Genomic DNA, 13882 nt, shown 5'->3' with positions numbered 1-13882 from the left:
ATAACCAGGAACGGCCCGCAGGGAAGCATAGTCTTCCAATGCGGGCCGTTTCAGTTTGTCTGCCACTAACAAAGGGCGAATAATATTTGGGTGTTGAGCAGAATTCCTGGTGTTTGATATGGATAGAAATAGCCGACAACGAAGCCGAACAGATTAATGGCAGGCCACATTAAATACACATCATTATACGTAAAAACGAGCGACCAGCGGTTATAACAGAAGTTAGGGAGTACACGCTGCTCTTGATCGCGTGGCGCGGCTGCACCTGTCTGTGCAAATTGAACGGCTTGTGTCAAGCTTTGCGGTTGCTGCTGGAGGAAGAGTGGCAGTAGACCAGGACTGCTTTTGATAAGGTTATACAAAAATAACATCTCCGCTGGCGGCTGACCAACCGGGCGAGGATAGGCACTTAGCAAGGAAGGAAGATTTCCCTGAGCTAGCTGTGCGGGTACACCTGGAGCTGGACCCGGACCAGGACCCGGCATGCCGCCAGGGAAATAGGGACCCGGAGGGGTACCTACACCGGGAACGAAAGGAGGATAGGAGCCTGGGCTTCCGGGAATGCCTGGCGGAGTTTGCCCTCCAGGGAGACTGCCTCCACCCGGGAAGAGTGGAGGGAATTGAATGGAACGATCTTCTCCGTAACTTGTATAACGACCATCATAATAACCTGCATAAGGGGAATAAACATGGTTCATGTTCCAGAACATCCTTCCTGTCATCTTATTCTGAAAACAGTCTATGACGGTATTCGCCTAGATGTGATTGTTTAACAAGTGTGTATTTCTAAACATGAGCAGTAAAGATGGGACATTCATGATTGCCGGCAAGTCTATACAAGTATTTTTTTGTTTTTATGGACAGTATGCATATATAATAACGATGAAGAAAGTAGAGGATTAAGAAGATGAGGATCAGCCTCATGCATGCGAGTAGGAGAGGGGACTTACATATGTATTCACTAAATCCGGAAGAACTTACGCCTAAAGATAATTATAAATTAATGAGCGGTTCGATCGTGCCCCGCCCGATTGCCTTTGTGACCACGCTCTCAGATCATGATGGAATCATTAATGCAGCGCCGTTTAGCTTTTTCAATGTCGTGAGCTCGGATCCGCCACTGTTATCCATCTCGGTTGGACGTAAAAATGGTGTAATGAAGGACACGGCACGCAATGTCCTCGCACATAATGAACTGGTTGTGCACATTTGTGACGAAAATATTATTGAAGACGTCAATGAAACGGCGGCTTTACTGGAACCGCATGAAAGTGAATTGGAAAGAACTCGTCTGACAACTGTACCCAGTTCCGTGGTCGCTGTACCCGGAATTCAGGAAGCCTTGATTCGGATGGAGTGCAAACTGTATCAGCATATTCCGATCTCGAATGATGCAGGCGTGCCTGTAAGTGACCTGCTTCTCGTGCGCATTGTGCATTATCATTTTAGCGAAAAGGTCTATCTTGCGGATAAAGGTTATATCTTGATGGATCAGTTAAAACCGGTCAGCCGTCTGGCAGGTAATGATTATGCCAAACTTGGTGATCGATTCACTGTCATTCGACCCGAATAAACAGCTGTGAAATGAACAGTGAGGACAGACAGCCCCATGTAGCATATACATGAGGCTATTTGTCTTTATTTCATTAGGAACATAATCATGTTTGATCATGAATAGACTTGTACTACATCAAGCATATCTCATGGTGTTAATCATAATTAAAATCCAATTTATATGCAGAGGAGCCTGGGTATGGGATATCGAAGTTTGGCTACTCTCATCAGTCGATATCCGCGGTTTATTATCATCTGCTGGGTAGTTATCATCGGGATGTCAGTCGCCTGGGCGTGGAAGCTGCCTGACATGGTTCAGGATCACGGGTTAAAGCTGGCTCGGGGACAAGCCCAGGCCGTAGAACTGATATTGGAGCAGGAATTTGGCTCCCCGCCTGATCCGGTCGTGTTACTTTTTAATAAACATCCGAATACTTCTGAGATCGCCTTCAGAACGTGGATTCAGGAACGGCTTGCCGCAGTCCGCACCTTGCCAGCGATATCGTCAGTAGTTTCCCCTTTTGATGTGAACACACAGGGAAGAATGCTGCGTGATGATCAGGCTTACGCTCTGGTACACATGGACATCCCGCCTCACCGGATGAAGCATCCACTAGCTCAATTACGCGAGGTTCTTGAAGTGGACAAGCAAGCTGATCTGCCTGGAACCGTGCAACTTACAGGGAAAACCGTTGTGCAAGAGGATGTAAATCGACTGAGCTTTCAGGATTTAGAACGAGCAGAGATCATAGGGATACCGATCGCATTAATCATTCTTTGCTTTGCATTCAGAGGACTGTATGCGGCATGTATTGCTGTCATGATGGGGATCAGTGCAGTGATTACGGCAATGGGCATAACGTCTTTGCTGGGTCATTATCTGGAGTTATCCAACTTTATTATTAACGTGATTCCAATGGTCGGAATGGCGCTCAGTATTGATTTTGCACTGATCATTTTAAGCAGATACAGGGAGGAACTACAGCAGCGTTACGCAAATAGAGGCAAGTCCAACGTCGAGCGTAACATCCACATGCAACGTGAACTTTTGCAACAGACATTACGCACAGCTGGCCGCGCCGTGCTGTTTTCAGCAGCATGTGTGTTTCTGGGTTTGCTGGGTCTGCTCTGGATCAGGCTGCCTATGTTTCTCAGTGTGTCGCTTGGAGCTACCATTGTTCTTGTGCTGGCGTTGTTGTTAAACGTAACCTTGTTACCTGCTATTCTTTGCCTAAGTGCAGACCGAGTATTTGCTCGCATAACACGCACATCCGGCGTTACAGGACAACAAACAAAGGATAGCACACTTGAACACAGCTTCTGGCACCGCTGGTCAGCGATCGTCATGAAACGTCCTGTATGGATGGGACTCGTAGGTACGACACTATTGCTGTGTTGCGTGTTTCCCGTTACAAGGATGGATTTGTCCGTACCCGATGCTTCTTCCTTACCTGCCAGAATGGAGTCCCGTCAAGCATCTGAGCAGATCGAGCAAAATTTCGGTCAGCAGCATATTTCTTGGCTTGATATTATCATCGGGAAAAAGGAGGAGCCGTTAACAGCCTCTCACTGGGAGACGGCCAAACACAAAGTAACCAAGCTTCAACAGGATGAAAGAGTGGTGAGTATCCACTCCCAAGGAGACGTTTCGAATTCTTTTATCCGATTAACGGTTGGTGTATACGGGGAAGCGGGTTCAGATGAGATGAAAGAATGGTTGCGGCAGACAAGGACAGATGATGTAACAGCTATGCCAGAGACCATTCCGATTCGTTATGGTGGTGAAGCAGTTTATGAGGATGAGATTATGCATGAAATTGCCCAGCAACTGCCCAAAGTACTGGTATTTGTCATGGTAAGCAATTATCTGGTGCTGCTAGTGGCATTCCGTTCTCTACTAATACCACTAAAAGCGATTCTGATGAACTTGCTTAGTCTGGCCGCTTCGTTTGGCATACTTGTATGGGTCTTTAACGAGGGTCATCTGGGAATGGAAGTATCATCAATCGCCATCATGATTCCGGTATTTATTGCTGGGCTGGTATTCGGCATATCGATGGACTACGGTGTTTTTATGTTGAGCCGGATACAGGAAGTGTACAGACAAACAGGGGACAGTGACACAGCGGTTCAACAAGGCTTGGCTTCAACAGGGCGTTTAATTACGTCTGCAGCAGGTATTTTGCTGGCGGTAACGGTTCCTTTTGCTTTTGCCGAGGTCGAAGGGGTAAGGCAATTGGGCATCGGCATCACGGCAGCCGTGCTTATTGATGTAACAATCATTCGGCTTGTGCTTGTCCCGTCCTTGATGAAATTGATGGGGAGATGGAACTGGTGGATGCCTGGTCAATAACAATAAAAGCTTAGAAGAAAATTTGAAGAAAATCGCTTGTAAGTATAAAACGGATATGAAAATTTCACGACAACACATAAAGGATATTCCGAAGCCTGAATCAGGGGAGGGAGTATCTTTTTTTTATTAAAATCAACGCCCACTTTTTAAAGTAAACTTTGTATTCAACTGAAGTATAGTCTCAATAATATCGTTCAGAAGAAAAAAATTGTCAAATTTAGAGTGAAAGTGACTTATATTATATAACTCTCATAGTAAATATTCTATTATTTGGTTGTATTAAATATTTTTTGATCAATATATATAATTTTATTCAAAAAAGGAGGCTGTGGTTGGTTTTTTGTAGGATACTTTAATTTTTCCAAAAACAATTTATGAGGAGGAAAAAACATGGATCAACAAATTGGTACAAACAGTTGGTTGTGCAGTGTTACTTGCTTCGGAGGTTGTTTGGTGGGTTGTGCAGCAGGATGTGCAGTGGATGGACCGGTGCCGATCTCGGATGTGATTGGTGCAACGGCAGTTAATGCAACAGCAACAACGGTTTCTACAGGAGCTACCAAGTCAGCATTATAGAGTAAATGTATATAAATTGAAATCTTAACCATTTAATTAAATCTAGGAGGAAGTAAATATGGATCAACAAATTGGTACAAATGGCTGGCTCTGCAACGTAACTTGCTTTGGTGGATGTCTAGTAGGCTGTGCTGCAGGATGTGCAGTAGATGGACCTGTGCCGATCTCCGATGTCATAGGTGCGACCGCTGTCAACGCAACAGCCACAACTATTACTTCAAGTAAGACAAGCTCTGCACTTTAAGTTCTGAGCTGTTGGTGGGGGCATTCCGAACACGTGGTGCGGGATGTCCTCTTTAGTACATTTTTAATCCAAGTTAAGGTGGGTTGCATAATGAATAATATAGGTGTATTTGAAACCAGGCAGGGAAACAAATACATTTTCGATGGTGCGACGAATATGGTTCTTTCCGCAAGCGAAGAGCTGGCTCATACGATTGAGAGTCACGACAAACTGGACAGAGAACTTATATATGAAAAAGCAGATTTACCGTTGAGGCAACTCATGAAGAAGTGGGATCTTTTCAAATTGCATGAGGTGGAACTGAGCCAAGATATGATTTTGGATGAGCTTAGGACCTATCCTTATCCGCAGATGATCCTTGGACTTACGGAGAATTGTAATTTGAGGTGTAAGTACTGTATTTTCTCCGGAAATTATGAAGAAATGAGAACACATACATTTAAACGTATGGAGAAAGAGACTGCGTTAAAAAGCGTACAAAAGTATATCGATTATATTGAGGAATGGAGAGCGTATGCTCCGGATAAACAGCCTGTTATTTCATTCTATGGCGGGGAACCGCTGCTCAGATTTGATCTCATTCAAGAAGTTGTCGCCTATGTAAAGCAAACGGGTTTCAAGACCATGTTTTCTATGACGACAAACGGAACATTACTTACAGATCGAATTATTGAATTTTTAGTCACGCATAACGTCATGATATCAGTCAGTTTAGACGGTTCGAAGGAAATGCATGATAAAAATAGAGTTTTTGCAAATGAGCAGGGAACGTTTGATGTTGTCTATGGGAATATTCGTAAGTTGCTCGCAGAAATAAAGAGACAGGGGAAGGAACAGATTCTCCCTATGATGATACTTAGCTGTTATGAAAATGAAACCGATATGGTTGCGATGAACGATTTTTTCGTACGTGAAAAACATCTCTTGAAATCGATGGGCGGAAGACTATCCAAAATTTTGGATACTGAATTAGGTGAGAGTGGAGCTGTTCATGAGAGTATGTCTGTGCTGCTCGATGAATACCTTCAGGAAATCAGTACACCAAATAACGAGGAGCGGGTTTCCGAGCTATTCTTCAAAGAGAGACTCTTTGGCTCCAGTCTTAAAGTGAGCCATAACCGTAACATTAACCCATATGGCAGAAACTACTCTTCAATCCTTGGTAACGCCTGTATCCCGGGGAGTCGAATGTTCGTAGACGTGGACGGTACCTTTCATATGTGTGAGAAGATAAGTTATCAATTCCCGATTGGAAACTGTGAAGAAGGTCTGGATATTAACGCGATCAGTCGAATCGTTGAAAAGTGGAGCGAAAAATTTACAGCACAATGTAAAGAATGCCCCTATCAATCGATTTGTGGACTATGTTACGCCAGCTGCGCTTCAGGAGATAATTTCGATATACAAGGTATCTGTACTACACGAAGAAAGGATATTGAGAGACAGTTGTCTATCTTATACAGCACTCTCGAGCAGAATCCAGATGCTATGCGTGATTTTTCAGCACATAAAGACAGTATCGACCGTAAGTATGATTCGTTTCGTTTTGTTATGGATAAATGCTGAGGTCGTTTCTAGCAAAGGGACATACAAATGGAGGTGTCTAATGTGTATTTTAAAACCGGGTCACATTGTTACATTGTACAGGGGGAGCGTCAAGCTTCATTATATGATTTGAGTGAAAATAATATGTTGAGGATATCACCAGCAGACGCATCAATGCTGCTTGAATTGAATAGGGGCGTACCTGTCGAAGAGGTAGACAACATAAATTACATCCTGCTCTCTCAGCTTATAGAGCAAGGCATGGGCAGCTACTATTCCCATAACGCCTATATCGAAAAGGTTCGTTTTGGCCTTCCGCCATCCATTCGAGATTTTGCCAAGAATAGAGTAAGAATATCTAATCTGTATCTCAACATTAACGATGAATGTAATCTGGAGTGCAGTTTTTGCAATACGGATAGTATGGTGCACCGAATGACCGGGTGTAAACGTTATGGCGGGTTTAGTCAAGATAATCTTATGGAGGAGAAGGATTATCGTATCGTATTGCAGCAGAGCCATAAGATGGGATGCAGATCATTGCATATCATTGGTGGAGAGCCTTTGTTGAAGTGGGAACTTCTCTCGGTAATCCTCGCTGAGGCGCGTCAACTCGGTTACAGTAACATCTTTATCTATACGAATTTAATGGACACAGGAGAGCTGAACTGGGAAGAGTTATCTGGTGTCAGCTTGGTTATCCATACGTCTTCCCATAATCAGGATTTAACCAATCGTATGATAGAAAATCATCCTGACTTCTCAAATTTCTACGAAAATATGAATAAATTGAAAAAAACAGGAATTTCCTTCTATTTTAATGTAGTATTGAATAAAATGAACTATATATTTCGAGAGGAGATTGTAGACTACTATAAACATTTCAATCCATTGGGTATGCAGCTCAGTTTTATTCATGAAATTGGTGATGACCCGGTGTATAACGAGCTCTTATTTAGCGACAAGGGCGCTCAAAGCTGTTTTACAGATCTCAGTTTTTTTCATAACGTCGACTTTCATCCTTGTTTGAATGGCAAGTTGTCCGTATTTCGAAACGGCGATGTATCGGTGTGTCCCATGATGAGAAATGAAACGATCGGGAATGTGTTGAAAGACTCTTTCAAACGGATTGCTGATCAACGAGACTACCAGGAGTATTGGACGTATACGCTGGATAGAGTAGATTCTTGCCGGAGCTGTAGCTCGCGGTATGCATGCTCGGATTGCCGGGCGATCGAGAGTAGTGCAGGTGGATCATTATCCTCCAAGGTGTATTGTAAACAAGCTTTAAAGGAGAGCTTGGTATGAACAATATAATTATGGTTTTAAGTATTGTGGCCATAGGTATACTGACGGTCTTTCTGAACAGGAAGGTCAAGAACAAAAGCAGGATGAGCATGATTCTGGCCATCGTTTTTGTCCTGTATATTGCAACATTTATGATTATTGGCATGTTCAAAAATTAATGATGAAAAAAATGTTTAGCAACCTTATGTACCTCAGGCCGTATCTTGAGGGCAGCAGGTTGCTTCTGGTACTCTCTTTTGGAGCTTTGGCAATGGTATCCCTAATTGCAATGCCAATTCCGCTTATTACAGGCAAAATTATCGATAATCTTTCTTCACCACAGGGAACTACGCATTTTCTCTATCAACAGGTCATCATTATTATCTGTCTTCATGTCATAAGATACGTTCTCTCTCTTATAGGTAAATACTATATTGTCAAGGCGGGAACTCGTGCTTCGAATGTGCTTCGAATGAAGATGATTGGACATACGGTAGATATGCCTATGGAGTTCATCGACAAACATGATAAAGGTTATCTGATGTCAAGGATTTCAGAGAGTGGAAGTATAGGGAGTCTTTTTTCTCCATCTGTAATTAACATTCTCATTGGGGTATTGGACGGTGTGATCTCGGTTATTTTGCTCGTGCGAATCCATTGGAAGCTATCGCTTATTGTTCTGGCCATTATTCCTCTATATGTTGTTGTTACTGTCTGGTACAGTCGACGGATGAGTGATAGCACAAGAAAAGTCAGTGAAAGCTCAGCTGAGATGGCGGGAGTTATGTTTGAGACCCTTAACGGAATTGAGGAAATTAAAGTTCAGGGGGCCAAGCAGCGCTACATATCACGGATTTATACCAAAACGGATCAGGTCATTACTGCGATTCTGAAACAGAACAGAAACATTAACGGATACATGGAAAGTTCTTCACTTCTCAGTTCCTTATCCGGAGCTATAGTATTACTGTTCTCCGGAATCATGATTTTGGGGAAAACGCTAACTTTAGGTGAATATGTATCTTTCACAGGTTACCTTGCAAAAGTACTGGGAAATGTCCAGGCTGTGGCTACCTTTGGAGTAACTATAAATCCTATAATGGTTAGTATTGATAGAGTAAGGGAGTATATGGATAATAAGGATGAGGAGTTTGGAAGACGGATGGTTCTCTCCGAACCTATTCATTCGGTTAACATCCATAATATCTCCTATGCGTATATTTCCGGAATTGAAAAGCGATCTGTGCTGGATCAGCTTAATGTCAACCTGTTTACAGGTGATATCGTTATTTTGAATGGAGCCAATGGCTCGGGCAAAACCACCTTTGTTAAATTGCTTCTAGGTCTTTACCCTGTGAATAAGGGAACGATCCTTTATAATGGCATGGATATATCATGTCTTAAGCTATCTGATCTGCGCAGAAGAGTTTCCTACATATCACAGAAGACCTATTTGTTTCAGGGTACGATTCTGGACAACATACTTCCGAATGCTCAGCCGGAACAACTAGTTCATCTGAGAGCATTGCTGGAGAAGTATCAGCTTCAACCATTTATCTCCGATTTTCCAAATGAATTGGATACGGAAATCGCCCACGGAGGAGCTAACCTTTCAGGTGGTCAGAGACAAATGATTGCTTTTTTAAGAACGGTGCTCGCAAATAAAGAAATGGTGATTTTAGATGAACCAACAGCGAACATGGATGCTGTCATGAAGAGCAGAGTTATTCAAATGATAGAGAATGAAGCGTTCTATAAGATTCTGGTTGTCATCTCCCATGATCCCGATTTGTTCTATTTAGGCAAACCTTTAAATCTTGGTGAATCATCCAGAGAAGATGGTGGGCAGCAGTTTTATATGAAAAATGAAGACCGTTAGTGATCATCCTTAGAGGGGGGAAATTATGGGATCTCAGATTATTGAAACACGTGGATTAAATCTGAACCTACAGGGAAGCCATGTACTCAAAAATATTGACATCACTACGCACTCCGGGCAAATCTGCGCTTTGATCGGGGAGAACGGAGCGGGCAAAACGTCAACGATTCGCTGCATTACAGGACTTTACCCTCCTACAACAGGGGGATGTACCATTTTTGGCGAGCCGGCGTATAACATGAGTCAGAAGAACAGGAACCGATTTGGTATCGTGTTTGACGAGGGAGGGCTGTATAGTGAAATGTCGGCCTGGGAGAACGTCCTTTTTTTTGCGAGCCTGCGCGGAATGGAAAAAGATAAAATTGCAGAACGCTACAACAGACTTGTACAACATTTCGAATTAAAGACTTCTTTAAAGGTCGGACGTTTTTCCAAAGGTATGAAACAAAAACTTATGATTATACGTGAATTAGTACACGAGCCTGAGTTGCTTATTCTAGACGAGCCCTTTAACGGCCTTGATCCAGACTCCAAAATTTTTTTAAGAGACAAACTCAGCGAAATCTGTTCCGATCGGGGCACTTCGATTCTCATCAGTTCTCATGATTTGTTTGATTTAGAGAAGATCGCAGATCAGGTTATTATGATACACCAAGGCCGAATTGTAGCAGATCAAGCACTTCAGACTATCACTGGAATCAGCGAACGTTACATTGTTACCTGTGACAACTCACAATTGGTGGTGAGTATTCTTCAGGATATTGAAGGAATTACGGTGGTGAATCATACTGAGCAGTCTGTGACATTCATGGTTGAATCGGAGGTTATTAAACAGCCGTTGCAAGTTTTAATGCAGCATGGCATAGAAATTCAGGAATTTTTTAAGGAAAAAAGCTCATTAGAGGACTTCTACAGAACAACCAAACAAGCAGCTGTACAAAACTAACGTTAAAGTAATCTTTTTGGGGAAGGGAGAGGCTGTACTTGCTGCCGTTATTAAGAAAAGATGTACAAACCCTCAATTGGAAAAGGTCTTTGACCATGCAAGTATTGATGTTTGGAATTTTTTTTGTGTTTACGATCAGTCAACTGGGGGAGTTGGAAGCAAGTCTGGGTTTGACGATCGATGGTCTTGTTCCACTGTTGCACAAGTTGAATGAGACCCGGGAACATCGTGTCATGTTTACCAATTCATTGATTGCTGTTGGTCTCCTGTCTTCTGCATTGGTATTTGCATTGTATGTCGGTATTCCTCACGTTCTCCAGTTTTTCACAAAAGAGAAAGCTGAAAAGAACTTGAGTTTCCTGCTTGCGGTGGTTTCAAAACCCGGTAAAATCATGCTGGCAGTATGGTTATTTGCTCTAATCCGTGTTGTAGCTATGGCTATCATTAATGGTGTTCTAATCTGGTTTATCTTTACTCTGCTTGGGTTTAGATCGGTGTGGACGACGAGTCTTTTCTCTTCGGGTCTGACCATTATTTTGTGTATAGCTGCTTTTTTGTATATGGCCAATGCTATTGTTTGGGCAACAAATGGAAGTGAAGCCGTGCTGAAAATTTTCAGAATATTCATTCTGGTGGGTATTGTCGCAGCATTTCCAGCGGTTAACTATCTTCGGATGGATTTCAGCTTTCTGGATTTTCGTTATGTTGCTTACAGTGGAATGATCTGTATCGTGGCAGCGTTCGTGTCACAGTTTCTGATGAGGTTATTTAAGGTTGAAAAAATCGTCTAGACGATGATTAATGTTATTTTTTGAGTTTAATAAAATGAATTCTCATCTGATCAAAAATGGGAATTCATTTTTTTATATGCATAAGAGATTCCTTATTTTTACTTTTAGTTCTATAATGGATAAGAATATGAGAAAACAAGTCAACCATTGGAATGTAACCCACGACAAGCAGGAGGGACACAAAGCTCATGCAGGATATTGATAACTACTTGTACCAACAAACCAGTCTTCGCGGGCACTCCGTTTACGATGCAGATCAGGATTTTACAGCATGGTCTAGGCAATTGCGAGACAGAGTTCAGGAGCGACTTGGCGGATTTCCGGCGGAAGCTGCCGAACTACAACCCGTTGTGCTGGAACGTACATCATGTGATGGTTACATCCGGGAACGGATTGAGATCACAACCTACACGGGGTTACGGATGCCAATTTATCTTTTAACCCCCGAAGATGTAAGCGCTACCGATGTGAAGAGGCCAGCTATTGTTGCTTGTCATGGACACGGCTACGGGAGCCGGGAGATCTGCGGAATGGAACCGGATGGTTCGCCGCGGGCAGGGGAGCCTGGATTACACAAAGATTTTGCTGTTGCGCTTGTGAAGCGTGGGTACGTTGTGGCTGCTCCAGAACTGCTTGGGTTTGGGGACAGAAGACTGGATGAGGATCGAGAGGCACCGCCGGGCGCAAGTTCCTGTACGAAAATCGCTGCACATCTGCTTATGGTAGGCCAGACACTTGCAGGACATCGGGTTTATGAATCAACGCGTGTGTTGGATTATTTATCCACCCGACCTGAAGTTGATTCAGAGCGGATCGGAAGCATGGGCATTTCCGGCGGGGGGCTGGTTACAGCCTTTACAGCCGCAATGGATGAACGATGCAAAGCGGTCGTGGTTAGTGGTTACGCAAGTACGTTTCATGGCAGCATTCTGGACCGCAATCATTGCCTTGACAACTACATTCCGGGTATTCTGCAGGAAGCAGAGCTACCGGATATCATCGGTCTGATTGCTCCGCGGCCTCTATTTCTGGAGATCGGAAGTGAAGATCTTGTATTTCCACTTCATTCGGCACGGGAGGCTCACGAACGTTTGAAAATGATTTACAAGCATGCTGGAGCAGAACAAGCACTGGATGCAGATTATTTTGACGGTGGACATGAGATTAGTGGTGCAAAAGCTTATGATTGGCTTGAACAGGTATTGTAATTGTCATTGTAAAATTTCATCATGATCTGCATTCGGATGGGTACAAACGGTATCATTTTAATTCGAGAGGAGCATGGATTATATGATGAAATGGTCAACTTCTTTACGAATGATGTTATGTACTGTACTTGCTACAAGTATGATCGCGGTTGGGTTAGGGACTGACAGAGTTGAGGTGGCCGAGGCTGCATCGGATCATTACAAATTCGATTTCGGTGCAGGAGCAGTAACGAACGGATATACTGGAGTGTCTGCCTCGACGGCTTATACAGCTGCAAGGGGTTATGGTTTCAACACTCCGGCTAATATGAAAAATGTTTCCGCATCCGGTAGTGGTGTTGCAAGTGATGCCGTTCAATTTCTGAAATTTGGTACGAAAAGTGATAATACGTTCAATGTTGACCTGCCGAATGGTCTGTATGAGGTCAAAGTGACTTTGGGTAACACCGCCAGAGCTAGTGTGGCAGCCGAAGGGGTCTATCAGATCATGAATATGACGGGCAACGGTGCAACCGATCAATTCCAGATTCCAGTGACAGACGGACAGTTGAATCTGCTGGTAACGGAAGGGAAGGCGGGTACTGCTTTTACGTTAAGTGCCCTTGAAATTCGGAAACTGTCCAACCAGCCTGTCACGAATCGCACGATCTATATTGGTGGAGATTCAACGGTGTGCAACTATTATCCGCTTGGTAGCAGCGTACAGGGGGGCTGGGGGCAGTTGTTTCCTACCTATGTAAACAATACAACTTTCCAGGTTCGTAACATGGCGACAAGCGGGCAGATTGCCAGAGGGTTCCGTGATGATGGTCAGATGGAAGCGATTCTGAAGTATATCAAACCGGGTGACTATTTTATTCTACAGCTCGGAATTAATGATACAAACGCCAAGAACAATACAACTGAGGCCCAGTTCAAAGAAATCATGCGTGATATGGTTCGTCAGGCGAAAAACAAAGGCGCAACCGTTATTCTCTCGACACCTCAAGGGCGGGCAACAGACTTTAATTCGGCCAATGTGCATCAAGCCGAGAACCGTTGGTATAACGCATCTACGCGTGCACTGGCACAGGAAGAGGGAGTAACACTCGTGGATCTGAACAAGCTCAGCTCCGCATACTTCACTTCGATTGGGCCGGCAGCTACGCTTGCTCTGTACATGAATGGCGATAGCTTGCATCCGAATCGGCAAGGGGCATCACAGCTTGCTCGAATCGTGGCTGCGGATCTGAAACGCCAAGGCCTAAATGGTTTCTGATTAAATAAGCAGCTAATAGATACACTAGATCTGTATTGTAGTATAAACACTAAATTAGATTGTATAAGAAATCCCCCGAGGAGAGCCGCTAACGAAGCGACCCATCCTCTGGGGGATTTTTATTATTTATTATTCGCCACTATATAAGTTGAATTATTTTTTTACACATTAACGGAGAGGACAGAAAAAACCTGAAGAAGCGAAGCGCTCGCCTTTATCACCGGATTTTCCCCTTTGGAAA

General features: G+C 43.5%; 13 protein-coding genes. 12 read left to right on the top strand and 1 reads right to left on the bottom strand.

All coding sequences use genetic code 11. The features are described 5' to 3' along the window. Positions 1-65: 65 nt before the first annotated feature. A complete protein-coding gene (locus J2T16_RS05335) occupies positions 66-698 on the bottom strand; it encodes a hypothetical protein (RefSeq protein WP_123063760.1) in 633 nt (210 codons plus the stop codon). A gap of 254 nt (positions 699-952) precedes the next feature. On the opposite strand from J2T16_RS05335, the gene J2T16_RS05330 reads away from it, so the two are divergent. From J2T16_RS05330 to J2T16_RS05275, 12 genes are all read left to right on the top strand, one after another. Then, the gene (locus tag J2T16_RS05330; protein WP_123063759.1) at positions 953-1573 is read left to right on the top strand and encodes a flavin reductase family protein; all 621 of its coding nucleotides are present in this window, start codon (positions 953-955) and stop codon (positions 1571-1573) included. A gap of 180 nt (positions 1574-1753) precedes the next feature. Next, positions 1754-3907, top strand: coding sequence for an MMPL family transporter (locus J2T16_RS05325; protein ID WP_499017920.1), 2154 nt, complete (start codon positions 1754-1756; stop codon positions 3905-3907). 390 nt (positions 3908-4297) lie between these two features. Then, positions 4298-4483, top strand: a complete 186-nt coding sequence (locus J2T16_RS05320; protein WP_123063757.1) for a hypothetical protein — start codon at positions 4298-4300, stop codon at positions 4481-4483. A 58-nt stretch (positions 4484-4541) separates the two neighbouring features. Further along, positions 4542-4727, top strand: a complete 186-nt coding sequence (locus tag J2T16_RS05315; RefSeq protein WP_123063756.1) for a hypothetical protein — start codon at positions 4542-4544, stop codon at positions 4725-4727. A 33-nt stretch (positions 4728-4760) separates the two neighbouring features. Beyond that, a complete protein-coding gene (locus J2T16_RS05310) occupies positions 4761-6293 on the top strand; it encodes a radical SAM protein (protein ID WP_499017918.1) in 1533 nt (510 codons plus the stop codon). A gap of 108 nt (positions 6294-6401) precedes the next feature. Then, a complete protein-coding gene (locus J2T16_RS05305; protein ID WP_499017917.1) occupies positions 6402-7580 on the top strand; it encodes a radical SAM protein in 1179 nt (392 codons plus the stop codon). Continuing rightward, positions 7577-7738 (top strand): hypothetical protein, encoded by a 162-nt coding sequence (locus tag J2T16_RS05300; RefSeq protein ID WP_161556888.1) that lies wholly within the window; start codon positions 7577-7579, stop codon positions 7736-7738. The genes J2T16_RS05305 and J2T16_RS05300 overlap by 4 nt, the downstream gene beginning before the upstream one ends. Further along, a complete protein-coding gene (locus tag J2T16_RS05295) occupies positions 7738-9438 on the top strand; it encodes an ABC transporter ATP-binding protein (RefSeq protein WP_499017915.1) in 1701 nt (566 codons plus the stop codon). The genes J2T16_RS05300 and J2T16_RS05295 overlap by 1 nt, the downstream gene beginning before the upstream one ends. Positions 9439-9463: 25 nt before the next feature. After that, on the top strand, positions 9464-10384 hold the full coding sequence (locus J2T16_RS05290) for an ABC transporter ATP-binding protein (protein ID WP_429351074.1): 921 nt from the start codon (positions 9464-9466) through the stop codon (positions 10382-10384). Between the two features lie 107 nt (positions 10385-10491). Continuing rightward, the gene (locus J2T16_RS05285) at positions 10492-11175 is read left to right on the top strand and encodes a hypothetical protein (RefSeq protein ID WP_499017914.1); all 684 of its coding nucleotides are present in this window, start codon (positions 10492-10494) and stop codon (positions 11173-11175) included. Positions 11176-11363: 188 nt separating this feature from the next. Next, complete coding sequence (locus tag J2T16_RS05280; RefSeq protein WP_429351075.1) at positions 11364-12383, top strand: alpha/beta hydrolase family protein; 1020 nt, start codon at positions 11364-11366, stop codon at positions 12381-12383. An 85-nt stretch (positions 12384-12468) separates the two neighbouring features. After that, positions 12469-13641, top strand: a complete 1173-nt coding sequence (locus J2T16_RS05275; RefSeq protein WP_499018188.1) for a rhamnogalacturonan acetylesterase — start codon at positions 12469-12471, stop codon at positions 13639-13641. Positions 13642-13882: the final 241 nt, after the last annotated feature.

The organism is Paenibacillus intestini (genome assembly GCF_030803945.1).
GTDB lineage: Bacteria > Bacillota > Bacilli > Paenibacillales > Paenibacillaceae > Paenibacillus > Paenibacillus polysaccharolyticus.
This window is presented reverse-complemented; position numbering and strand designations above follow the sequence as displayed.

Bases quoted from the DNA above. Each gene is read 5' to 3' on its own strand.
- J2T16_RS05290 (WP_429351074.1), top strand. From the start codon at position 9,464: ATGGGATCTCAGATTATTGAAACACGTGGATTAAATCTGAACCTACAG.
- J2T16_RS05285 (WP_499017914.1), top strand. From the start codon at position 10,492: ATGTTTGGAATTTTTTTTGTGTTTACGATCAGTCAACTGGGGGAGTTG.
- J2T16_RS05295 (WP_499017915.1), top strand. From the start codon at position 7,738: ATGATGAAAAAAATGTTTAGCAACCTTATGTACCTCAGGCCGTATCTT.
- J2T16_RS05315 (WP_123063756.1), top strand. From the start codon at position 4,542: ATGGATCAACAAATTGGTACAAATGGCTGGCTCTGCAACGTAACTTGC.
- J2T16_RS05325 (WP_499017920.1), top strand. From the start codon at position 1,754: ATGGGATATCGAAGTTTGGCTACTCTCATCAGTCGATATCCGCGGTTT.
- J2T16_RS05300 (WP_161556888.1), top strand. From the start codon at position 7,577: ATGAACAATATAATTATGGTTTTAAGTATTGTGGCCATAGGTATACTG.
- J2T16_RS05320 (WP_123063757.1), top strand. From the start codon at position 4,298: ATGGATCAACAAATTGGTACAAACAGTTGGTTGTGCAGTGTTACTTGC.
- J2T16_RS05275 (WP_499018188.1), top strand. From the start codon at position 12,469: ATGAAATGGTCAACTTCTTTACGAATGATGTTATGTACTGTACTTGCT.
- J2T16_RS05330 (WP_123063759.1), top strand. From the start codon at position 953: ATGTATTCACTAAATCCGGAAGAACTTACGCCTAAAGATAATTATAAA.
- J2T16_RS05280 (WP_429351075.1), top strand. From the start codon at position 11,364: ATGCAGGATATTGATAACTACTTGTACCAACAAACCAGTCTTCGCGGG.
- J2T16_RS05335 (WP_123063760.1), bottom strand. From the start codon at position 698: ATGAACCATGTTTATTCCCCTTATGCAGGTTATTATGATGGTCGTTAT.